The organism is Dyella flagellata, assembly GCF_030160275.1.
Classification (GTDB): Bacteria; Pseudomonadota; Gammaproteobacteria; order Xanthomonadales; family Rhodanobacteraceae; genus Dyella_B; species Dyella_B flagellata.
In genome coordinates this window covers 199,222-219,043 of the sequence record NZ_BSOA01000014.1, presented here as the reverse complement: position 1 = coordinate 219,043, position 19,822 = coordinate 199,222, and the positions used below count along the sequence as shown (strand labels likewise).

At 60.0% G+C, this 19,822-nt stretch carries 27 protein-coding genes; 15 read left to right on the top strand and 12 right to left on the bottom strand.

Annotation, left to right across the window (positions count from 1 at the left end):
- Nucleotides 1-80 precede the first annotated feature (80 nt).
- Together QQJ96_RS08855 and QQJ96_RS08850 are read right to left on the bottom strand one after the other, a co-directional pair.
- Complete coding sequence (locus QQJ96_RS08855) at nucleotides 81-269, bottom strand: CPXCG motif-containing cysteine-rich protein (RefSeq protein WP_284331628.1); 189 nt, start codon at nucleotides 267-269, stop codon at nucleotides 81-83.
- A gap of 7 nt (nucleotides 270-276) precedes the next feature.
- Nucleotides 277-996, bottom strand: coding sequence for an HAD family hydrolase (locus tag QQJ96_RS08850; protein ID WP_284331621.1), 720 nt, complete (start codon nucleotides 994-996; stop codon nucleotides 277-279).
- A 108-nt stretch (nucleotides 997-1,104) separates the two neighbouring features.
- Here QQJ96_RS08850 and QQJ96_RS08845 point away from each other — a divergent pair, with 108 nt between their 5' ends.
- On the top strand, nucleotides 1,105-2,004 hold the full coding sequence (locus tag QQJ96_RS08845) for an ion channel (protein WP_284331620.1): 900 nt from the start codon (nucleotides 1,105-1,107) through the stop codon (nucleotides 2,002-2,004).
- A 69-nt stretch (nucleotides 2,005-2,073) separates the two neighbouring features.
- On the opposite strand, the gene QQJ96_RS08840 is transcribed toward QQJ96_RS08845, so the two are convergent.
- Nucleotides 2,074-2,448, bottom strand: coding sequence for a YciI family protein (locus tag QQJ96_RS08840; protein ID WP_284331619.1), 375 nt, complete (start codon nucleotides 2,446-2,448; stop codon nucleotides 2,074-2,076).
- Nucleotides 2,449-2,656: 208 nt separating this feature from the next.
- Here QQJ96_RS08840 and QQJ96_RS08835 point away from each other — a divergent pair, with 208 nt between their 5' ends.
- Both QQJ96_RS08835 and QQJ96_RS08830 read left to right on the top strand, forming a co-directional pair.
- Nucleotides 2,657-2,956, top strand: coding sequence for a lipid-A-disaccharide synthase N-terminal domain-containing protein (locus tag QQJ96_RS08835; RefSeq protein WP_284331618.1), 300 nt, complete (start codon nucleotides 2,657-2,659; stop codon nucleotides 2,954-2,956).
- Nucleotides 2,953-3,228: a lipid-A-disaccharide synthase N-terminal domain-containing protein gene (locus tag QQJ96_RS08830; RefSeq protein ID WP_284331617.1), complete on the top strand. Its 276-nt coding sequence runs from the start codon at nucleotides 2,953-2,955 to the stop codon at nucleotides 3,226-3,228. The genes QQJ96_RS08835 and QQJ96_RS08830 overlap by 4 nt, the downstream gene beginning before the upstream one ends.
- A gap of 163 nt (nucleotides 3,229-3,391) precedes the next feature.
- On the opposite strand, the gene QQJ96_RS08825 is transcribed toward QQJ96_RS08830, so the two are convergent.
- Nucleotides 3,392-4,144 (bottom strand): LytR/AlgR family response regulator transcription factor, encoded by a 753-nt coding sequence (locus tag QQJ96_RS08825; RefSeq protein WP_284331616.1) that lies wholly within the window; start codon nucleotides 4,142-4,144, stop codon nucleotides 3,392-3,394.
- On the bottom strand, nucleotides 4,141-5,223 hold the full coding sequence (locus QQJ96_RS08820) for a sensor histidine kinase (protein WP_284331615.1): 1,083 nt from the start codon (nucleotides 5,221-5,223) through the stop codon (nucleotides 4,141-4,143). Before QQJ96_RS08820 ends, QQJ96_RS08825 begins: the two co-directional genes overlap by 4 nt.
- A 194-nt stretch (nucleotides 5,224-5,417) precedes the next feature.
- Here QQJ96_RS08820 and QQJ96_RS08815 point away from each other — a divergent pair, with 194 nt between their 5' ends.
- On the top strand, nucleotides 5,418-5,915 hold the full coding sequence (locus QQJ96_RS08815) for a nuclear transport factor 2 family protein (RefSeq protein ID WP_284331614.1): 498 nt from the start codon (nucleotides 5,418-5,420) through the stop codon (nucleotides 5,913-5,915).
- Between the two features lie 45 nt (nucleotides 5,916-5,960).
- Here the strand turns inward: QQJ96_RS08815 and QQJ96_RS08810 are convergent, their stop codons facing one another.
- A complete protein-coding gene (locus QQJ96_RS08810) occupies nucleotides 5,961-6,650 on the bottom strand; it encodes an aspartate/glutamate racemase family protein (RefSeq protein WP_284331613.1) in 690 nt (229 codons plus the stop codon).
- 145 nt (nucleotides 6,651-6,795) lie between these two features.
- Here QQJ96_RS08810 and QQJ96_RS08805 point away from each other — a divergent pair, with 145 nt between their 5' ends.
- From QQJ96_RS08805 to QQJ96_RS08775, 7 genes are all read left to right on the top strand, one after another.
- Nucleotides 6,796-7,407, top strand: a complete 612-nt coding sequence (locus QQJ96_RS08805) for a hypothetical protein (protein WP_284331612.1) — start codon at nucleotides 6,796-6,798, stop codon at nucleotides 7,405-7,407.
- A 106-nt stretch (nucleotides 7,408-7,513) separates the two neighbouring features.
- Nucleotides 7,514-9,922 (top strand): PAS domain S-box protein, encoded by a 2,409-nt coding sequence (locus QQJ96_RS08800; RefSeq protein WP_284331611.1) that lies wholly within the window; start codon nucleotides 7,514-7,516, stop codon nucleotides 9,920-9,922.
- A 22-nt stretch (nucleotides 9,923-9,944) separates the two neighbouring features.
- Entirely contained in the window at nucleotides 9,945-10,433 is a 489-nt protein-coding gene (locus QQJ96_RS08795) for a RidA family protein (RefSeq protein ID WP_284331610.1), read from the top strand.
- A gap of 134 nt (nucleotides 10,434-10,567) precedes the next feature.
- Nucleotides 10,568-10,912: a carboxymuconolactone decarboxylase family protein gene (locus QQJ96_RS08790; RefSeq protein ID WP_284331609.1), complete on the top strand. Its 345-nt coding sequence runs from the start codon at nucleotides 10,568-10,570 to the stop codon at nucleotides 10,910-10,912.
- Between the two features lie 118 nt (nucleotides 10,913-11,030).
- Entirely contained in the window at nucleotides 11,031-11,294 is a 264-nt protein-coding gene (locus QQJ96_RS08785; protein WP_284331608.1) for a hypothetical protein, read from the top strand.
- A 45-nt stretch (nucleotides 11,295-11,339) separates the two neighbouring features.
- Nucleotides 11,340-11,516: a hypothetical protein gene (locus QQJ96_RS08780; RefSeq protein ID WP_284331607.1), complete on the top strand. Its 177-nt coding sequence runs from the start codon at nucleotides 11,340-11,342 to the stop codon at nucleotides 11,514-11,516.
- A gap of 75 nt (nucleotides 11,517-11,591) precedes the next feature.
- Nucleotides 11,592-11,780: a DUF805 domain-containing protein gene (locus QQJ96_RS08775; RefSeq protein ID WP_284331606.1), complete on the top strand. Its 189-nt coding sequence runs from the start codon at nucleotides 11,592-11,594 to the stop codon at nucleotides 11,778-11,780.
- Between the two features lie 108 nt (nucleotides 11,781-11,888).
- On the opposite strand, the gene QQJ96_RS08770 is transcribed toward QQJ96_RS08775, so the two are convergent.
- Nucleotides 11,889-12,272 (bottom strand): hypothetical protein, encoded by a 384-nt coding sequence (locus QQJ96_RS08770; RefSeq protein ID WP_284331605.1) that lies wholly within the window; start codon nucleotides 12,270-12,272, stop codon nucleotides 11,889-11,891.
- 284 nt (nucleotides 12,273-12,556) lie between these two features.
- Between QQJ96_RS08770 and QQJ96_RS08765 the strand changes: the two genes are divergently transcribed.
- The 4 genes from QQJ96_RS08765 to QQJ96_RS08750 all read left to right on the top strand — a co-directional run bounded on the left by QQJ96_RS08765 (nucleotide 12,557) and on the right by QQJ96_RS08750 (nucleotide 16,692).
- The gene (locus QQJ96_RS08765) at nucleotides 12,557-13,186 is read left to right on the top strand and encodes a class I SAM-dependent methyltransferase (RefSeq protein WP_284331604.1); all 630 of its coding nucleotides are present in this window, start codon (nucleotides 12,557-12,559) and stop codon (nucleotides 13,184-13,186) included.
- A gap of 1 nt (nucleotide 13,187) precedes the next feature.
- Complete coding sequence (locus tag QQJ96_RS08760; RefSeq protein WP_284331603.1) at nucleotides 13,188-14,111, top strand: flavin reductase; 924 nt, start codon at nucleotides 13,188-13,190, stop codon at nucleotides 14,109-14,111.
- 494 nt (nucleotides 14,112-14,605) lie between these two features.
- Nucleotides 14,606-15,634 carry an ESPR-type extended signal peptide-containing protein gene (locus tag QQJ96_RS08755; protein WP_284331602.1) on the top strand — a complete coding sequence of 343 codons (1,029 nt, stop codon included), beginning with the start codon at nucleotides 14,606-14,608 and terminating at the stop codon, nucleotides 15,632-15,634.
- Between the two features lie 395 nt (nucleotides 15,635-16,029).
- The gene (locus tag QQJ96_RS08750) at nucleotides 16,030-16,692 is read left to right on the top strand and encodes a response regulator (RefSeq protein ID WP_284331601.1); all 663 of its coding nucleotides are present in this window, start codon (nucleotides 16,030-16,032) and stop codon (nucleotides 16,690-16,692) included.
- A 62-nt stretch (nucleotides 16,693-16,754) separates the two neighbouring features.
- Here QQJ96_RS08750 and QQJ96_RS08745 read toward each other — a convergent pair whose 3' ends face one another.
- The 5 genes from QQJ96_RS08745 to QQJ96_RS08725 form a co-directional block, all read right to left on the bottom strand.
- On the bottom strand, nucleotides 16,755-17,168 hold the full coding sequence (locus QQJ96_RS08745) for a hypothetical protein (RefSeq protein WP_284331600.1): 414 nt from the start codon (nucleotides 17,166-17,168) through the stop codon (nucleotides 16,755-16,757).
- Between the two features lie 2 nt (nucleotides 17,169-17,170).
- On the bottom strand, nucleotides 17,171-17,569 hold the full coding sequence (locus QQJ96_RS08740) for a hypothetical protein (RefSeq protein ID WP_284331599.1): 399 nt from the start codon (nucleotides 17,567-17,569) through the stop codon (nucleotides 17,171-17,173).
- 251 nt (nucleotides 17,570-17,820) lie between these two features.
- Nucleotides 17,821-18,411 carry a hypothetical protein gene (locus QQJ96_RS08735; protein ID WP_284331598.1) on the bottom strand — a complete coding sequence of 197 codons (591 nt, stop codon included), beginning with the start codon at nucleotides 18,409-18,411 and terminating at the stop codon, nucleotides 17,821-17,823.
- On the bottom strand, nucleotides 18,377-19,174 hold the full coding sequence (locus QQJ96_RS08730) for a hypothetical protein (protein WP_284331597.1): 798 nt from the start codon (nucleotides 19,172-19,174) through the stop codon (nucleotides 18,377-18,379). Before QQJ96_RS08730 ends, QQJ96_RS08735 begins: the two co-directional genes overlap by 35 nt.
- A gap of 45 nt (nucleotides 19,175-19,219) precedes the next feature.
- Nucleotides 19,220-19,753, bottom strand: coding sequence for a hypothetical protein (locus QQJ96_RS08725; protein ID WP_284331596.1), 534 nt, complete (start codon nucleotides 19,751-19,753; stop codon nucleotides 19,220-19,222).
- Between the last annotated feature and the right edge of the window lie 69 nt (nucleotides 19,754-19,822).

The window sequence follows — 19,822 nt, the reverse complement described above, 5'->3', positions numbered from 1 at the left end:
ATCTCCCCTGTCTAAATCACCAGCTGAGACTCGACGCTAATCAGGTGCTTGGCAGGGGAGGGAGCAGTTACCGGCGAGCATCAAGCCTCGTCTTCCCCCGCCACGCTCACATGCACATCCTCATCCGCCCCGATCCACACCGACACGTTGATCGGCTGGCAACACACCTGGCAGTCCTCGATGTACTGCTGGTCGCCTGCCGACGCGTCGACCAGTATTTCGATGCGCTCGCCGCAATAAGGGCACTGGATGCTGCGTGGCGTCAGCATTTCCATGTCAGGTCCCGGCGCGCTCGGCCAGCTGCGCGATCGCGGCGGGAATGGCCGAAGGGGTGTCGACGGTAAGCATGCGCGGCGCGTCCGCCTCGCCCAGGCCGTTCTCCAGTTCGTGCTCCCAGGTCACGTGGTAGGGCATGTGCACACCCCAGCCGCCCAGACGAATCACCGGCTCGATGTCCGAGCGCAACGAATTGCCGACCATGGCGAACTGCCCCGGCTCCAGCGAGAACTCGCCGAGCACGCGGCGATAGGTGATCACGTCCTTTTCCGACACGATTTCGATGCGGTGGAACAGGTCCGCCATACCCGACTGCGCCACTTTCTTTTCCTGGTGGAACAGATCGCCCTTGGTGATCAGCACCACCGCGTGGTGCTCGGCCACGGCGGCCACCGCCTCGCGCACGCCGGGCAGCAGCTCTACCGGATGCTGCAGCACCGTCTTGCCGATCTCCACCAGGGCGTGAATGTCGGCGGCTGAGATGCGGCCCTCGGTAATTGCGATGGCCGTCTCCACCATCGACAGCGTCATGCCCTTGGCCCCATAGCCAAATAGCTTCAGGTTGCGCCGTTCGGTCGCCAGCATGCCGGCCTGAACCTGGGCATCACCCAAGTCCACGTAGCGCCCGACGATATCAGTGAAGCGCGCGCTGGCTTCACGGTAGTAGCCCTCGCTGTGCCAGAGCGTGTCGTCGCCGTCGAAACCGATGAGCTTGAGCATGGGCGATCCTTCGGGTGGGGTTGGCAAGCTTACCGCGCGTGCCGTGCCGGAGCACCCGGCGCGAACGTTACAATTCCCTCACCGGATCAGGTTGGAGTGGAGTCACACATGAACGGCAATGGGACAAAGTCTTTCTGGCAGCGCCCGCGCGTCCTGCAGATCGGCGGACGGCCGTTCGTTTCCCAGGGCCTGAAGGAGCGCTTCTGGGACGACTTCTATCACCGCGCCCTGACCATGAGCTGGCCGGGCTTTTTCGGCATGGCGGTCAGCGTGTTCCTGATCTTCAACGCCCTGTTCGCGATGATCTACCAGGCCGACCCCAACGGCATCGCCAACCAGTACCCGAAGGGGCTGGCCGGCGCGTTTTTCTTCAGCGTGGAAACGCTCGCCACGGTGGGCTATGGCGACATGCATCCGCAGTCGATCTACACGCACCTCGTAGCCACGGCGGAAATCATCCTGGGCATGGGCAACATCGCCGTGTTCACCGGCCTGATCTTTGCGCGCTTCTCGCGGCCGCAAGCCAAGATTCTGTTCGGCAAGCATCCGGTGGTACGCATGATCGACGGCAAGCAGACGCTGATGATGCGCGCCGCCAACATGCGCCAGAACCTGATCGCGCAAGCCTCGGCCCAGTTGCACCTGCTACGCCTGCACGCCTCGCCGGAGGGTTTCCAGCTACGCCGCATCGAAGACCTGAAACTGGTGCGTGACCACCACCCGATCTTCATGCTGAGCTGGAGCCTGATGCATATCATCGACGAGGACAGCCCGCTCTACGGCGCCACGCCCGAAACCCTGGAAGCCAGCGAGACCGCCCTATTGCTCACCATCGAAGGCGTCGACGAAACCACCTCGCAATCGATGCTGGCGCGCCAGCAGTGGGGTATCAAGGACGTGCGCTGGAATCACCGCTACGTCGACCTGGTCCACCGCGACAACAACGGCGTCAGCATCATCGACTACACCGTCTTCCATGACGTGCTGCCGCTGGATGAGAAGCCGTAGGCCGGGATGGCCATCCCGGCGTCCAGAGCAGAAAGAAAGCCGGGACCTCATCCCAGCCTACGACGGGGCTTACGCCCCGACCCGCTGCCTTTCAGCGCCGATATCTTTCACCGGCCTTACCTCGATGCAGCCGGTGGCCGCCCACGGGAACGTCTTGGCGATACGCACCGCCTCATCGATATCCTTCGCCTCGATCAGGTTGAAGCCGCCCAGGTATTCCCTTGCCTCGGCATAAGGGCCATCTATCACGGTGGTGCGGTTGTTGCGCACGCGCACCGTCTTGGTCTGGGCGGGAGGCTCCAGCTGCATGGAATCAAGCAGGTGCCCCTCGGCGCGCAGCTCGTCCGCGTGCTTGAAGCAGCCGTTCATCATCGTGTCGTACTGCCCCGGCGGGAGCGTGTCCAGCAGGGTGTCGTCGTTGTAGATCATGACCAGGAATTTCATCGGGTACTCGCAAGGGCATGGGGGGTAAGGCGGCCGACAGCCGGCGCAGGGTAGGCTAGCCGAAAGCGCGGTCCAGAGGCATTTCAGCTTGAATTTCTCTCACCGTTCGAGACGCGCCCGGTATGCCTGTCATATAGTTCACGCGTTTGCCTGTGAAATATCGGCGTCTGGACGCCCCGTGCTACCCCTCTGAGTAACCTGAATGGGAATGCTTAACAACGCCTGGCTCGTGCTGGGATTGATCGGCCAGACGGTGTTTTCCGGCCGCTTTCTGCTGCAGTGGCTGTATAGCGAATACAAACAGCGCAGCGTGATACCGCTGGCGTTCTGGTACGCCAGCATCATCGGCGCCCTGCTGTTGCTGTGCTATGCCTGCTACAAGAAGGATCCGGTCTTCATCGTGGCCCAGGCCAGCGGCTTGCTGATCTACCTGCGCAACCTGCAGATGCGCCGGCGCGACCGCAAAGATCCCGCGGTCGAGCCTGAATCCTCGGGGTTGGCGTCATGACCCTGGACCAGCAAACCCTGTGGATCGGCGCGGGCATGATCGGGCAGCTGTTGTTCGGCGTGCGCTTCCTGGTGCAATGGCTGTACAGCGAAGCGCGCGGCCAGAGCCTGATCCCGCCCGCCTTCTGGTACCTGAGCGTGGCCGGCGGCGTGGTTGTGCTGAGTTACGCCATCCACCAGCGCGAAATGGTCTTCATCATCGGCGAATCGGTAACCCTGGTGATCTTCCTGCGCAACCTGATCATGCTGCGCAAGCAGCCCGAATCGGACTAACCAGCGGCTGCGGCCCATGCGTAAAAGCCGCCCGCTGCTGTGCTTGTTCGCCGCGGCAATGCTGCGACTGTAAGAGCTGGCCTGGCAGCGCCGTTCGACACCCACGCCGAACACTCTGCGCTGGAGCGTCTGCCTCCGCAGCAGGCACAACAACGCTAGCCCCTCAACGCAGCCGCAACGCGCTGCGCGCGGCTTGCCGGAATCGCCGGCTCAGGTCGAGCCGGGTGCCATCGTAAAGTACGACTTCCGCATGCCCCTGAAACAGCGTGTGCACTTCGCGTATGCGATTCATGTTGACAACGATGCTGCGGTGGATGCGCAGGAAATGGGCTGGATCCAGCGATGCATGCAGGTCACGCATGGTTTCGCGATGCAAATAGGTCGTGCCGTTCGCGTGAATGCGCACGTAGTTGTCGTCGGCACGAATCCAGTCGATGTCCGATACCGGGATAACGATGGTCCGTTCGGCCACCTGTACGCTGACACGTTTCACGTAATCGCCGTCACCGTGAACCACCGAGGCGCCGCGCTGCAATTGCAAGCCACGCCAATGCTTGTATACGCGATCCATGGCCTGATCGAAACGGGCCTGGTCGATCGGCTTGAGCACATAATCGATGGCGTTGGCGTCGAACGCCCGCAAGGCGTGCTCGGCGAAGGCGGTGGTGAAGACCACCATCGGCCGGGCATCGACAGGAATGCCCTCCTCCAACAAAGTGAAACCGTCGCCACCGGGCATCTGGATATCGAGAAAGACCAGCTCAGGTCCCAGTGCGGCGACCGCCTGCCCGGCTTCCAGGATATTGCCGCATTCGCCGATCACCTCGATGCCCGGATGCACGGCCAAGGCCTGACGTATGGCGACACGTGCCAGCACTTCGTCGTCGACCAGCAACGCCCGGATGCGCGGCTTCATGAGTGGCTCACCACAAAGGGGAAGTTCAAATCAATTGAGGTGCCACCTTCGGGCCGGCGCGACATGCGCATCACGGCCGCATCGCCGAACATCGCCTTCAAGCGGGCGCGCGTATTGCCAAGGCCGAGGCCCTCCTTCAGGCCGGTTTCCGGCAAGCCCAAGCCATCGTCTTCCACGCGTAGATGCAGATCGCTGTCAACACGCCGCGCAACAATCCGCACATGCCCGCCGCCGGTTTTATCCAGCAAGCCATGGCGCAACGCGTTTTCCACCAGCGGTTGCAGGATCAGGCTGGGCACCATGGCTGCGCCCGTGTCGCCAATATCCACCTCCGCGGTCAGCCGATCCTGGAAGCGTACCTGCTGGATACCGAGGTAGGCATCGACAAACTGCAATTCGCGCGACAGGGAAACCTGCTGCGCATGCCGCTCTTCCAGCGTAAGGCGCAGAAAATCGCTAAGCCGCGCGATCATCAGCTTCGACTGCTGCGGATCGGCGAGTACCAACGCGGAAATCGCATTGAGCGTATTGAACAGGAAATGGGGTTGCAATTGCATGCGCAAGGCTTGCAATTGCGACTGCGCCAGCTGGTTTTCCAGCTGTGCGTTACGCAGGCGCTCGTCTCGCAATGAATGACGCGACGCAAGTCCACGCAGTACCACCAGCATCAGCCAATAGGTGAGCATCGCCAGATAGCATTTGTAGATCGCTTCATAGTGCAGCAGGTCGGTGAACGTGTTGAGGCCGCGGCTCGGACTGGGGCCACCCGCCACCCAGAAAATTCCCAACATGAGCGCGCTCTGCATACCCGCCGTAGCCACGCTGCAGGGTAGATGCAACAGCCAGAATCGCCGCCACCCCGATGCGCCCAACCGTCCCAGCCAAGCAACCCACGGTGTCAAGACCATCCACAGATAGAAATCCGTGAAGCTCCATAGCAGTGCGCGATGCCAAGCCGTCGGATGGCCTTCACTCATGGATTGCCACACGTTGCTGGTGGCGTACGACAAGGCCAGCATCGTCCAAAAGACGAAGGCAAGTGCCAAGGGCTTCCACTTTTGAGCGAGCGCTTGCGTCATGCCGGCAACCGTTGACTTCCGATATGCGGCTAAGTGTGCGAGTTGCTTTGTCGCTTTGGAAGCACCTGCCCGGCCACTACCGCCCACCCTCGATTTTCGACCGCTCACCCCATCCAGCCGGCGCCGGTCACAAAGCGCATGCATGGACGATCCCGATCGCTCAGGCTCAATGCTCCCCCATACGGAGTTCCGCCATGACTGTGCGTCGCACCACCCTGATAGGCAGCTTCGCCGCCGCCCTGCTGGCTTGTTCAAGCATGTCCGCGCACACCCAGGATACCGGCATCGCCGCGACCGATGAGACCCAGCACACCGCGGCGGCCATCCTGGCGGTCGACCAGCATTGGAGCATTGCCGAAATGACCGGTGACGGCGCATGGCTGGCCGACATGCTGATGCCCGACTATCGCACGGTGAGCAACGATGGCAGTGCGCACGACAAACAGGCACTGCTTGCCGGCATGGCCAAGCACAAGCCAGTCACGCGTGCCGAGGCCACGCTCAAGCTTGCCGCTTATGAGAAGGAACACCACATCGGCAGCAGCGTGACGATTCACGGCGATATGGCGGTTGTGTCCTTCTACGATACGGCACTGGGCATGCTCAAAGGCGTGACCTCGGCGGACGTGTTCGTGTACCAGGATGGGCACTGGCATGCCTTGTATTCGCAGCACACGAGCGTGCACAGCTGACTGCCTGCGCGCAGGTTGGCGTACGGACCCAACCTGCGCGTGGAACTATCCGATCGCCCACTCCGCGGCCCTACGCGCATGAATCTCCGTGGTGTCGAACAGCCGTACAGCTGCATCCTGCGGCCCCAGCAGCAGGGATAATTCGGTGCAGGCGAGAATGATCGCCTCCGCCCCCTGGGCAACCAGCGCTGCCATGATGTTCTGCATTGCCACGCGCGATGAATCGACGATCTTGCCCACGCACAACTCCTGATAAATCACGCGATGGATTTCCGTGCGCGCCGGCTCGCCCGGTATCAGCGCCTCGATGCCATGCTGCTGCAACCGCTCTGCATAGAACGGCTGCTCCATGGTAAAGCGCGTGCCGAGCAGACCTACTTTGCGCCAACCCGTCGCACGGATCTCTTCGGCCACCCCATCCACCACGTGCAGCACCGGGAGGTGGACGGCCGCCGCGATCGCCGGGGCCACTTTGTGCATGGTGTTTGCGCAGATCACCACGGCTTCCGCACCGGCCGCTTCCAAGCGCCGGGCGGCATCGGCAAACAGACGGCCGGCGGCATCCCAGTCACCGGCGTGCTGCAAACGGGCGACTTCCTCGAAATCGACGCTATAGAGCACCAGCTTTGCCGAGTGCAAGCCGCCCAGCCGGGCCTTCACCGTCTCATTGATCACGCGGTAGTAGGGCACGGTGGATTCCCAGCTTATGCCACCGATCAGTCCCAGGATTTTCATCCTTCTTCCTCTGCTTGCCGATGTCGGGATTTGCCCGCCAAGCTAACGCAAGAACCCGGCTGATGCACTGAAGTTTTGCCACGGCCAGCCGATAGCCTGGACGAGCGCAGCCCCCAGGCGGCGTGGCATTGTCCTGGAGACCCGCATGATCAGCACCCACCCCAATCTCGCTTACCTCAAGGCCGCCTGGGCGGCCCACGCCGGCATCAGCGCGCAGAACTGCCGCCAGAGCTACGAAGAGGCGGGCATCTCGTTCGAACGCGTCAATCATTCCTGGATCGTGCGCAAGAACGACACGCAGGTTTCCACCATGCCGTTGCGCTATACCCGGCAGGAACTGCGCATGGGCTTTCTGGGGCGCATCGAGATGGAAGCGCGCAAGGCGGCCGCCGAAATCGAAGCCGTGCTGCTCAGAGACTTGGCGCTGCCCGAAGGCCACACGCTGATCGTGGAGCTGGAGGAATCCATGCGCCACCTGCGCCGTCGCGGCAGCCGCGCGCTGGCGATTTTCGTCGCGCCCACCGCCGCCGCTGACATGTCCGTACGCATCGGTGCGGAAATCCAGGCATTTCTCGACGCCCCACGCGCCTGCCTGTATGCGCACGCCCTCAACGCCGATGGCTATGCTGGGGCCGATCTGCTGGCCGATTGCGCCAAGCGTGAACGCCATCCTCGTGCGGCAACCTATGGTGAACTGGCGCAGCGCATCGTGGCCACCCTCAATACGGCGCTGGAAAAATCGGTCGCCATGGGTTAACCCTTTTCACGCCGGATAGGCTTAACATCGTTCACGACTTTTTCACTGCGCTGCAGAGCATCGTCATGAGCTAAGCAGAGGCAGTTGGCAAGGAAAAGGCGTCAGCGTGCTGAAAGACAATTTCTCCAGAGCGGCCCCGGAGGCCGTGTTATCCGATCAAGACGTGCTGAAAAACCTTCCCGTGGCGGCCTATACGACCGACGCGCAGGGCCGCATCACCTATTACAACGAAGCGGCAGCGGTTCTCGCGGGGCGCCGGCCCACCCTGGGTGAAATGTGGTGCGTGACATGGCGCCTGTTCTGGCCGGACGGTACGCCGCTGCCGCAAGAGCAAGGCCCCATGGCCATCGCCTTGCGCGAACGCCACCCGATCGGGGGCATGGAAACGGTGGCCGAGCGCCCCGACGGCACGCGCGTACATCTAAGCGCCTTTCCCACGCCGCTGTTCAACGAACGTGGCGAGCTGATCGGCGGCATCAACCTGCTGATGGATCTGTCCGACCAGAAACGCTCGCAAGCGCTGCTCGAACAAGCGCAGGCGACGGCACACCCGCTCGAACCGGCCGCACCGCTGGAGGTGGCCGAGGACCTGATCCACTCAAAGCGCGACTTCGAACTGCTGGTGCGCAGCGTCACCGACTACGCCATCTTCATGCTGGATGCCACCGGCCACGTCGCCAGTTGGAACAGCGGCGCCGAGAAGATCAAAGGCTACCGTGCCGATGAAATCATCGGCCACCATTTCTCCCGCTTCTATACGCCGGAAGACCTGTCGACCGGCCTTCCACAGCTGGCCCTGACCACCGCCTTGCGCGAAGGACGCTTTGAAACCGAGGGCTGGCGCGTACGCAAGGACGGCACGCGCTTCTGGGCCAACGTGGTAGTCGATCCGGTATGGGACAACGACCAGCTGATCGGTTTTGTGAAAGTCACCCGCGATGCCACCACCCGCCGCAATGCGGAATTGGCGCTGTTCGAAAGCGAGCGCCGGTATCGTGGCATCGTGAACACCGCGCTGGATGCCTTCGCGCAAATCGACGGCTCCGGCCGCATCACCGAATGGAATCCGCAGGCGCATGAACTATTCGGCTGGTCGCGCGAACAGGTGCTTGGCAAGCCGCTGGCAAGCTTGTGCTTTCTGCCGGGCGATACGTCCGCGGCGGACTGGCTGGCCTCGGTATGGCAAAACAAACTTACGCGGCAGACACACGTCTTTACGGCGATGAATCGCGCCGGGCGGCGCTTTACTGCCGAATTGAGCGCCAGCGCGCTGTCGCTGGCCTCCGGTCCCCTGATGAACATCTTCATGCGCGACCTTACCGAAAAGATCCAGATGGAAACCCAGCTGCGGCAGTCGCAGAAGATGGAGGCGCTGGGCCAGCTCACGGGCGGTATCGCGCACGATTTCAACAACATCCTGCAAGCGATTTCCAGCTCGCTGGAAGTGGTGGAAATCATCAGCCAGCGCGAAGACTTCGCCAAGGCCGACAAGCACATCCAGAGCGCACTGGGCAGCGTGCGGCGCGCCGCGGGACTCACGCATCGCCTGCTCGCCTACGCGCGCCGTCAGGCACTGGACCCGCAAGCGGTGGACGTTGGCACCCTGATCAGGGGCATGAACGAACTGCTGCGGCATTCGATCGGCGAGCACATCGCACTTGAGCTGGCCTTGCCGGACGATCTGTGGATCGCGCATTGCGACGCGAACCAGCTGGAGAATGCGATCCTCAATCTGGCGATCAACGCACGTGATGCGATGCCCGAGGGTGGCCGCCTGCGCATTGAAGCTTCCAACGTCAACGGCAATGATCCATCCGCCTTCAACGTCCTCGACCCTGACCGTCACTACGTCAAGCTCATCGTGGTAGACAGCGGCGCCGGCATGCCTGCCGACGTGAAAGAGCGCGCTTTCGATCCGTTCTACACCACCAAGCCGGTCGGTCACGGGACCGGGCTCGGCTTGTCCATGGTGTACGGTTTCACCCGCCAGTCCGGCGGCCACTGCGCGATCGAAAGCGAGCTCGGGGAAGGCACGCGCATCGTCCTGCTGCTGCCTCGTTACGTGGGCTCGGTGAAGGCCTCCGTGGAGCCGGTTGCCGTCATGGAGCGGCCCGCTGCCAGCGGCGAACACATCTTGCTGGTGGAAGACCAGGACGCGGTCCGCTCGGCGATGGCCGAAGTACTCACCAAGCTCGGCTACGCCGTTACGGAGGCTTCCGATGGCCTGGAGGGGCTGTCGATCGCCATGGCAGGCGAATCGTTCGACCTCATCGTGACCGACATAGGCTTACCCGGCGTCAGTGGACGCAGCCTGGCCGACAGCGTGCGCGGCCAGCAGCCCCATGTGCCGGTGCTGTTGATGACCGGTTACGATGCGAGCGCCGCCTATGCCGCCCCCAGCCTCCCCGAAGGCATGGCCCTGCTGTCCAAGCCATTCAACGTCGATGCGCTGGGCGAGCAGGTGCGCCGGTTGATCCAGTGGCGGCGCGCGCAGCTTGAAACCGGGAACCCATGAATTCGTCCACGCGGAGTCGCCGATGAAGTCCATCCTCCTCGCGTTGCTGCTTGTACTGCCTGCCGCTGCATCCTTGGCCGGCGTGCAACATATCAATCCGGCCGCCCTGGGCGCACCACACGGTTATACCCACGTCATCACCGTCGACGGTGGCCGCACGGTGTACATCGCCGGCCAGGTACCGCTGGACCGGCATGGCCAACTGGTCGGCGCCAACGATTTCGCTGCACAGGTACGACAGACCTTTGAGAACCTCAAAGCCGCACTCGCCGCGGGCGGCGCGAATTTTTCCGACGTCGTCGAAATGACCACGTACGTGACCGACATGGCACAGGTTGATACGTATCGCAAAATCCGCAACGAATACATGCGCGACCCCATGCCTACCGCCAGCCTGGTGGAAGTGAAAAGCCTGTTTCGCAAGGATGTGATGCTCGAAGTGAGCGCGGTCGCGGTGGTGCCGGCATCATCGGCTCACCCGCCGGTAAGGCCGGCGGAGCATACGCCCTAGGTTTGAGCCGAAGACCCGTTTTTCCCTGCCGCCCTGCCCGCGCACATGTACTGCCCCGTGCAAGAGCGCATGATGAGGAAGCAGCAGCCTGGTGTTGCGCCTCGCTGCCATTCACCACAGCGAGGATCTTTCCCATGCTCGACTGGCTGGATTACCGCAAGCAACTAATGGGCCGTATCGGCGAGATTGGCAAGCTCAGTCCCGACACCGTCGCCGGCTACCAGACCCTGTCCAAGGCCGGCCAAAAGACCGGCCACCTGGATGCCAAGACCCGCGAGCTGATCGCCCTCGCCGTAGCCGTGACCACCCGCTGCGACGGCTGCATTACGGTGCACACCGGTGAAGCGCTGAAACACGGCGCCAGCCACGAGGAAATCGCCGAGGCCCTGGGTGTGGCCATCGCCCTCAATGCGGGCGCCGCCTTGGTGTATTCGGCCCGAGTGATGGACGCGGTAAACGCCCATCAGGCGGAGCACTAAGAAGGGCCGCGGCCCATACCCGGCGCCATTTCAAAATTCGGGCAGCCAGACGTCTCCCTTTATAGCGGCCTACGCCGGCCGATGATCCTGGCTACCCGAACTTGGTGATGCCGTGCCCATGACCATGCAGGAAACCGAACAACAGCTGGCCGAACTGGCCCGCGTCGTGCCGCAACTGCTGAAGCAGAACCCAGGCGCCGCATTCTGGGTCGAGTTCCTGGAGCGAGCCGACGCGATCCGCGATCACGTCCCGTTCGACCACTATGACTGGGTGACCGAACGCATCTACGAAACGCTGGCGGCCCACGGCATTTCGACGCCAAGCCGCTGGATACTCGCGGCGGCCGACATCGATTCAAGCTTATCGATCCCGAGCCGATAAGCTGATCAAGGCCCTTGTCCTGCGGGGCCCCGGGGAAATACGACCATGACCACATCCGTCGTCGCAGCACTGATGCTGCACAATCAATCCTGCTCCCGCTGCCGCATGGGCGAGCCCTGCCTGGTTTCCGAACGCATCCAGGACGAATGGCTGCGCCAACAGGCCGCCCGTCAAGGCGAGAGCCCCCCGGCACCCTGGCTGGCTACCGAAGACGCCGCCTGAGGACTGCTGCCGCCCCGTACTCCGGCTAAGCTTGAACCTACTCCAATCGGGAGCCGAAGAGGAAAGTGAGGGCTTATGCATCCGCATCCGTTCTTTGGACTGCTCGCCGCCATCCTGGCCGTGATTCCGGCCTGGAGGGTCGTCTCGAAAGCCGGCTACCACGGCGCCTGGTCGCTGCTGATCTTCTTGCCGCTGGTGAATATCATCATGCTGTACGTGTTTGCATTCAGCCAGTGGCCGACGGAACGCGCGCGTACGCCTTGATTCTTGGAGCGTAGGCCGAAAAGCTTCAGCTCCTCCTCTGCCTGCTGCAGAGGAGGAGTCACAAAGGCACTCTCGCTTGACTGTGCAAGCTCGCCCTCGACGATCTTGTTAAGGCGGTGACGCCCCGAGCAGGCCCACCTTATATCCGGCCTCCCGCAACCGGCTGGTGGCCTTCATGCTCAACACCACCAGAATCACCAGGTTGACGAGCGGCACGAAGCATCCGATCACCAGCAGCACCTTGGTACTGGTGGCATGACCGAAGCCTCCGCAAAGGCGGACGATGCCGATGATCGCCATCACCAAGGCGACAAGACTCAGGGCTAGCGCCAAGCCGCCGGAATTCCGGGCCGCCATGGTCACAAAATTCAGGATGATCGAATAGATCACCAGCTTCTGCCCACTGGCGATTTGTTGCAGGTCGGCGCTGTCGGACAGTGGACGATCATCCACTTGGGATTGTGGTGCCTCATACGGATTGTCGCTGCTCATGCTTTCCCCTTCGAGCGTGAAGAAAGCCGGCCGCGAGTAAGCAGCCGGCAGTTAAGAAAACAAGCTCCCCTCGCGGCGCCGGCCGTGCAGCCGTCCGCTCCCGTATGCCCTTGTACATGCGAACCCGAAACAATGCCAGCGCAGTCCTACCCCAGGCGATGACCGGCCCTCTTGCAACCTTCCATGGCTAGACCGGCACCCACCCGCGAAGAGCCGTTTCAATCCGCGGGAAAGATCCCTCTACGCGCCACTCGGGCTCAAACCATGCCAGGCCAACCAACCAAATGCATACCGGAGCGCAGTACCACCAAGTCATCCTGAGCTCGCCACGGGACCAAATGGTGCGGGACAGATTCCAGAGGATGGCGCTGGACTTGCTACCGAAGGGCGCCGATGTGCTCGAATTCGGTGCCGGCACGGGCATTGACGCAAAGACATTTGCCGCCCGAGGACACCGTACTTTTGTGTACGAGCCCTCCGAAGCCATGCGCGATTATTTGGCACGGCATTGCCGTGACGAAATCGCCCAGGAAACCATTGTTCCGATTTCGTCGCCGCTCGCCTGCAAGGTGCAGGGAGTCACGGCCAACTTTGCCGTGCTCAACCATTTCGCCGATCACGCTCCGCTCTTTGAGGAGCTGTCGCGCGTGGTTCACCAGGATGGCTTTGTCCTGGCCAGCATGCTCAATCCTTATTATCTCGGCGATGCGCGTTACGACTGGTGGCGAAAGAACCTGGTAAACCTCCTGCGGCGCGGCCACTACGCCATTCCAAGCGAAAGCAGCATCCACCGATTCGTACCCCGTGTGGTGGCGCGGGCTGCGACACCGTACTTCCGGCTGGAACGCGTTACTCCGCGTGGCTTGCGTTTGGCTACCGACCTGTACATGTTTTTACTGTTCCGGCGACTCTGAGATGCTCAAGGACTTGCTAAGGCCGTTCGTGCGTCCTCTACCGCAATGGTCCCCGGTTGCCATTGCTCCTCCGTCGCGGATAGTCGTCGCCGCCTTGCGATGGGATGGCCAGTCGGTAGACGTGACCTCGGACCACACGGTGGCTTCATTAAACCCGCTCATGATCGCGACCAGCCTCGATGCCGGTCAAAGTCCTGTGTTGGAGTACAGCGATAGCGCGACCGGGAGGAATCTGGGCGCTTTGCGCCTGGCGCGGGCAGATTCGATTGTTACGGCTGAGGCTTCCATCACCCTCTACCACGTCATAGCTGGCGCACACCGCTGCCTCGGATGGCCTCATCGCTCGTGGAACGCGTGGTTGCAGAACCGGAGCATGATGAAAAGCCGCGCATCGAGCCATTTGAATATGGAACCGGCCGCAGCGCAGCGGCTGATGATCGCGTACCTGCGTCCGCGTCCGGTGGTGCTTGTCTCGGTCAACGCGCCAGGCCATCGAAACATCTTTCCCATGGACCTGATAGGTCCGCTGGAGCGCAGCGGGCTTTTTTCGCTGGCGCTACGCAGCACCAACGTTTCCCAACCCATCATGCGCGAAGTTCGGCAGGTTGCTTTATCCAGCGTGCCCGCGTCGATGAAAGCGATTGTTTACAAGCTCAGCGAGCATCACAAGCAGCCGCTGCAGGATTGGCAAGCACTGCCGTTCCCGGTTCAAGCTTCGCGCCAATTTGGCATTCCCGCCGTGACAGCCGCACTGCAAGTTCGGGAGCTGTCCATCGTGCACAGTCGGGAGATTGGCTTGCACACGTTTTTCCTCGGCCACATCGCGGCCGTTGAAAATCTGGCGGAAGGCGAGCAGCTGCATCACACGGCGGGTTTCCATCAAGCTTATCGCCGCAGGTGCGGCATGCCGTTTACGGAAGTCTAGGGAGCTGGACCCGCCATCTCGAACGCAGCACGCCACACCTCTTCAGGCATGACCATACACGCCTGATGCATCTACAAATCCAGCGATCACCTGCGTGCATTCAGCAGTGCGTGCCTGAAGCGACAGATCCGGCCCTTCGATATCTGCCTTCTTGCTTGATGGCATCGCGCACCAAAACTTCTGGCGAAAAAGCCCCAACCGGCCAAATCCAATGAGACAAATCCTATCGTACTATTTTTAACAATATTCCATCATTTCCTGACCCGCTAACGGCAAGCAGACCCGACAGCGGGTGAATCGAACGGAACCGCCTTTGCCAACAAACAAAGGTCTCTCCAAGGACGGAGGTTTTTCCCTTAGGGCCCGTGCACTGCCTCAGCGGCATCGCTGCGCCGAGAGCCCGATGTCAACGCAGACATTTCAGGGCGCGGGCCTGCCCACCCGCGCCGTAGGGAAGAGCGTTCCAGACATTTTTTCAATTAAGGAGAATACTTTTGAATAGGAATTATCGCATTGTGTGGAATGAGGCCTCCCGCAAATGGGTGGTGGCGTCCGAACTGACCGGTGGTCGCAAAAAGAAGACAGCGACCATGGCAAGCCTCGCCATCGCCATGGCGCTTGGTTTGAGCGTGAGTCATGCTGCGATGGCGAAAGATGCTTCAGACGTGACCAGCAGACTTGCCGACATCGAGAAGCGAGTGACGGCGGTCGAGACCAATACTTCCGACATCGCTAACGACGCACGCACCTATAGCGATTTTCTCGGCAAGGTGATCAACAAAGTCGGCAATGACGTTGACGACAATTCCGCAAAGATCAAAGCGATCGACAACCGTGAAGACAAGGACGCCGGGATGATCGTCAAGGGCATGGCCAACATCGACGGTCGCGTGACTGACAACGCAGCGCATATCGCTGACGTCGACGCTCGTCAAGACAAAGACGCCGGAATGATCGTCAAGGGCATGGTCAACATCGACGGCCGCGTGTCCTCGATCCAGCAAGATATGGACAGGGCCGTGATCGGCGCCGGCGCTACGGCAACCGGCACCAACAGCTCCGCAATAGGCCCGAATGCGAGCGCACCAGGCAACAATTCGGTGGCACTGGGCAGCGACTCGGTCGCCGACCGCGACAACTCGGTTTCGGTAGGTTCGCCGGGCCATGAGCGCCAGATCACCAATGTGGCGCCAGGCACGGAACGCACGGATGCGGCCAACTGGGGCCAGGTGCAAGATGCCGTCGGCAGCGAACACAACTGGGCAAGCGACCAGTTTAGGCGAGTTGATCGCCGCATCGATGGCATGGGCGCCATGACTGCGGCCTATGGCCAGATGGCCTTCAGCGCCGCTGGCGTGGACGCGACCAATCGGGTCGGTGCGGGCGTCGGTTATCAAAACGGCCAGACCGCCCTGGCGGTAGGCATTTCGCACCGGTTTGGAACACGCGTGAACCTCTCCGTTGGCGCATCGACCACGGGCAAGGACACCTCGGCGGGCGCCGGTGTGGCGGTCGGTTGGTAATCCGGTAATACCTTTACGGAAAAGCATCTGGCTGCAGATCCGACCATCTATTGACTCCGCTGCATGATCCCTACCCCTTGCCATCCATGCCCTTGGCGACCTGCCGGGGGCATTTTCTTTGCAGGATTGAAGCCATGGGCCTGATTTGCCCGCTTTGCTTCCCGTTTACACTTCGTTAGCGTAGCGTCCCGATTGCGGCTATAAAATCGCAATCTGGCTTGAACATCCGGCGTGCCCCTGTTGGGGCGTTAAAAGGTCGGCGGGCGATAACGGCATGGAAGGTCGGTGCTAAAAAGAATAAGAACCAAGCGCAGTTCTTGTAGAAATCCTATGTCGCCTATCAGCCAAGCCAGCACCGGAAACCTTGCATCGAGATCAAGCCAAAGGGGTAAGGGATGAGTGATGCGCAACGTATCGTGCCGACGGTCGTGCTGGCCGATGACCATCCGATCGTCCGCTATGCCATCCGCCTTATGCTGGAATCCAATCGCCTGGCGAAGGTGGTGGGTGAAGCCAGTTCGCCCATGGAATTGTTCCAGGTCCTGGCCGACACGGCTTGCGACATCGTCATGACCGACTTATCCATGCCTGACGAGCAGAGCCGCGACGGGCTGTACCTGATCGAGCGCATCCTTCGCACTTATCCTGACAAACCCATTGTGGTGATCACGGCCCTGCGCAACGCGGGGGTCTTGAGTACCTTGTTGCAAAAGGGCGTCAAGGGGTTGATAGAGAAGGAAGGCGAAATCAGCGAGCTTGGTCTGGCTTTGCATAGTGTGAGACAAGGCCGGCAGTACGTGAGTCCATCGCTACGCACTTTGCTCACCAGCCGCGAACTGCATGGCGAACAAGGCGCCACTCCAAGACTTACCCAGGCCGAGCTGGAAGTGCTGCGCTTGTTTGCCTACGAAGGCCTCACCTCCCAGCAGATTTCCGAGCGCCTCAACCGTAGCCGCAAAACTATCAGCCGGCACAAGCGCAGCGCGCAAACCAAGCTGGGCCTGTCCACCAATCAGGAATTACTGGAATATTGCCGTAGCGTCGACCTGGGGAAATAGCCCGCCAGGAAAATCCCTGCAACATCCCCGTTCAAGCGCCTTGATCAAGCGTTCGCATCGCTTTAATTCGCCGATGGCTGGCCAAATACTGCTTGGTAAGTTTTCCGTTTGCTGCGCAAGGACGCCCTTGCTTGCTCTCCAGTAAGCTGACGCCAGGACCAATGCACTGAGCCATCGCCCAATTTGCTTGAACCCGTCGCCATGGCCAGCAGATAACTTCCATCGCGCGCTCGACAAAGCCATTGGGCGCTCAACATGGTAAAACCGCCAAGGCCATCTCTCATGGCCATGGCCGGCCATCGGTAAAGGATCTGAAGATCATCCGAGATGACTTCTTTGCCATCCAAGACCACACGCTGGCCTACAAAGGAGGCTCCCAGCAGCTCCCGAACAGAGCTTTGCAGCATGTGGCGAGCAACCAGTACCGCACCCCAGATCGCCAGCACTAGCAACAGCCCTGGTAACAAGCTTGCCATGTCTACTTACCGCTCTTCGCAATCTCAACGAAAAGAGCAATTACCGCGTCCGGAACACTGGCGTTTTTATTTTTGTTGCAATACACGCTAACCCGACTCGACGCGGCCTGAAGGTCCATCTCTGATAGAAGATCCTGGCGATCAGTTATCGCCACATTGAATCCACTGATGAACCCCGCCAACCAGCTTTGATCGTCAATGAAATTCAATTCATTGAAGCCATTTTGCGATGCCGTCTTTGCATCCTTCTCATCTTGAAGCCATTTGCTGCAGCTTCTTAGGCCGAAGGTGGTGTAGGTTTTTCGGTCGCTCGCCCGATTTGTATCGTTCGCACAAACAGAACTAGAAATGAGAAGCTGAAAAATGACGGCCACCGCGAAGAAACTTGTCATGCGAAACATGCGTTATCTCCAGTAGTGTTTGTACACCCTTTTCCAGAGAAACTTCCCTTCCCGCAGCAACCCAATCAAAGCCCGCCAGGTGCAATCTACCCAAATGACAGCAAGGAAGAACAAAGCTCAATGCCTTCTTCCGACTACAGAATAGATGCCCCCGTCCAGCAGGCTGACGATTGTCGCCTACCGCCCTGCAACTTCATTACCTGACTTTAGCAGAAAGATGTCAAGAAGCCATTTATTAGAAGAGGCTACCGTCAAGGTCTTCTCTGCCGCCTGACAACGCCCTCGACGAAGAGCAGCCAGAAGGCGGCATACGCTAAAAGAAGAGCGCTCGCCATCCGTCTGCCGGATAGATCAGAAGGAGGTACGTGTTTTATGGCATGGAAGGACAGCTCGTATGGCGGCCACCACAGCACGACAAGCGATAGCCCTCCGATCAAGAGAGCGACCAACAATACGATCTTCCACCCAAGCAGACGTTTTCTGTCGAGACGATCCGTGCCTGAAGCAGGCATTTCCTCCGCCTCCGTCACGTCATAGTCTCCCTTCCGAATGGCGTTAATAACATCGAGCGCAGTGGCGATATGCTCGCTGCGCACAAAGATGCGAACGCCACCCAAGGCATAAAACCATAAAGGGTCCATCTGAACGATGTTTTCACCCGATAAATGCGCGTCGACACCATTAACCTTCAGGCGGCCAAGCAAAATGTGCGCATTCAGAGGCGGAAGACCACGTGCCAGATGAAGATAGTTTGGCAAAGGTGTACCGACATCATTCCCAATGTCGAAAATGTGGCTTGCCGCTGATTCACTGCTTGATGACATGTGTTGGCCGGCAGACATAGTTATCACCGCACTCGATCGCTACAGCGTATTCCTGACATTGCGCTTCAAAGGTGGCTCCGTTAATTTCTTGCACACTACCGCAGCCTATCGCCGTAGAAGCCCGCTGCGCTGCATTTAGCATGTCAACGTTATCTGCTTTTTTTGCGAGCGTTGACTCTGGCGGGGGAGATATATCACCTCGCAACACGGGAGCCGGCGAAACAGCGGCTTCCTTTTCTTGAGGGAAGGAGTGACCCTCGCATTCGCGAAGAGGGTAGTCAACACACCAGAGTCCGGGATGATCGGTCATGTCCTCCAATTCCGGACGCCAAGTACGCCTGCCCCACCATCTCGACCCTTGAGTAGAGGCAAGCACCAGATAGCGGTGTCCAGCAACCAGCGCTACGTCCATATTTACCGTCGAGAGCCCAAAGCTCACGGCCGTTCGGTACCGGAGCGCCAGGCGATGCCTACCCGGTTCGAGATAGATTGTTGTGTCTGTGTCTCGAAATTCGCCCAGAGGAAATGCACGTTTGCTGGTATCGCCATCGATAGCAATGATAGAAATCGCAAACTGTGGCTTGAGCATTGCGAGACTACTCGCGGCACGTGGGGTGCCGGAATAAGCGATGAGCTTCCTCTGCTGTGGTGCGCATCCCGCAAGACACAATGCCGTCAGCAACAAAATATGTCGAGCGCGCATGATCTTCTCTCCATGTGATCTTTGAAAAGCATACCGATCCAGATGCTTAGGCTTGGCTTCACCATTGCTTTCGACCAAGAAAATTAACCTGGAACCTATTTTTGCCTTGGAACCTATTTTTGCCTAGCGATTAATGATATTCACGGCAATAGGATAATTGCTCGATAATGCCGGATACTGCGTAGTGATTTTCGGCAGAGTGTACTGACGATAGTCGTAGATTTTAGTGTGAACAATGTAATCCGTGCCGCCGGAAGCTGCTTGCATCACCATCATCAGGTCGCCCACATAGTTGATCTTTCCCGCGGCGATATTAAAGTTCATAGGGCTCAAACGGGAGTACCAGCCTCCTATGTTCAGCGATCTCAACTGATACGTTCCGGCGGAAAGCGGGATGGCGATTAATGTTACCGCTGAATCCAATGTGACGAATTCACCCGATATTGCCGAGCCGCTTAGATTGACTACTTGAAGACTCGTCGGCAAATGATTGCTCCGCAATAAATACGGCATTTCTATGCAGGCGACCAAGACACCCTTACCAGGCGCCAATTGAGGTGCATCTTTCATACGCGGCTTGACCGGCATGTTACAGCCGGTTAGTACGACAAAAAGCAGCAAGAGCATCAAGTGCAGCATCACTCTTTTGAGAACCATTAGCCCCCCCCTTTCCTTCGAATTAAGCGTCGCGCGCCCGCGTAGCGCGTGAAATGCTGCCTAAATTCG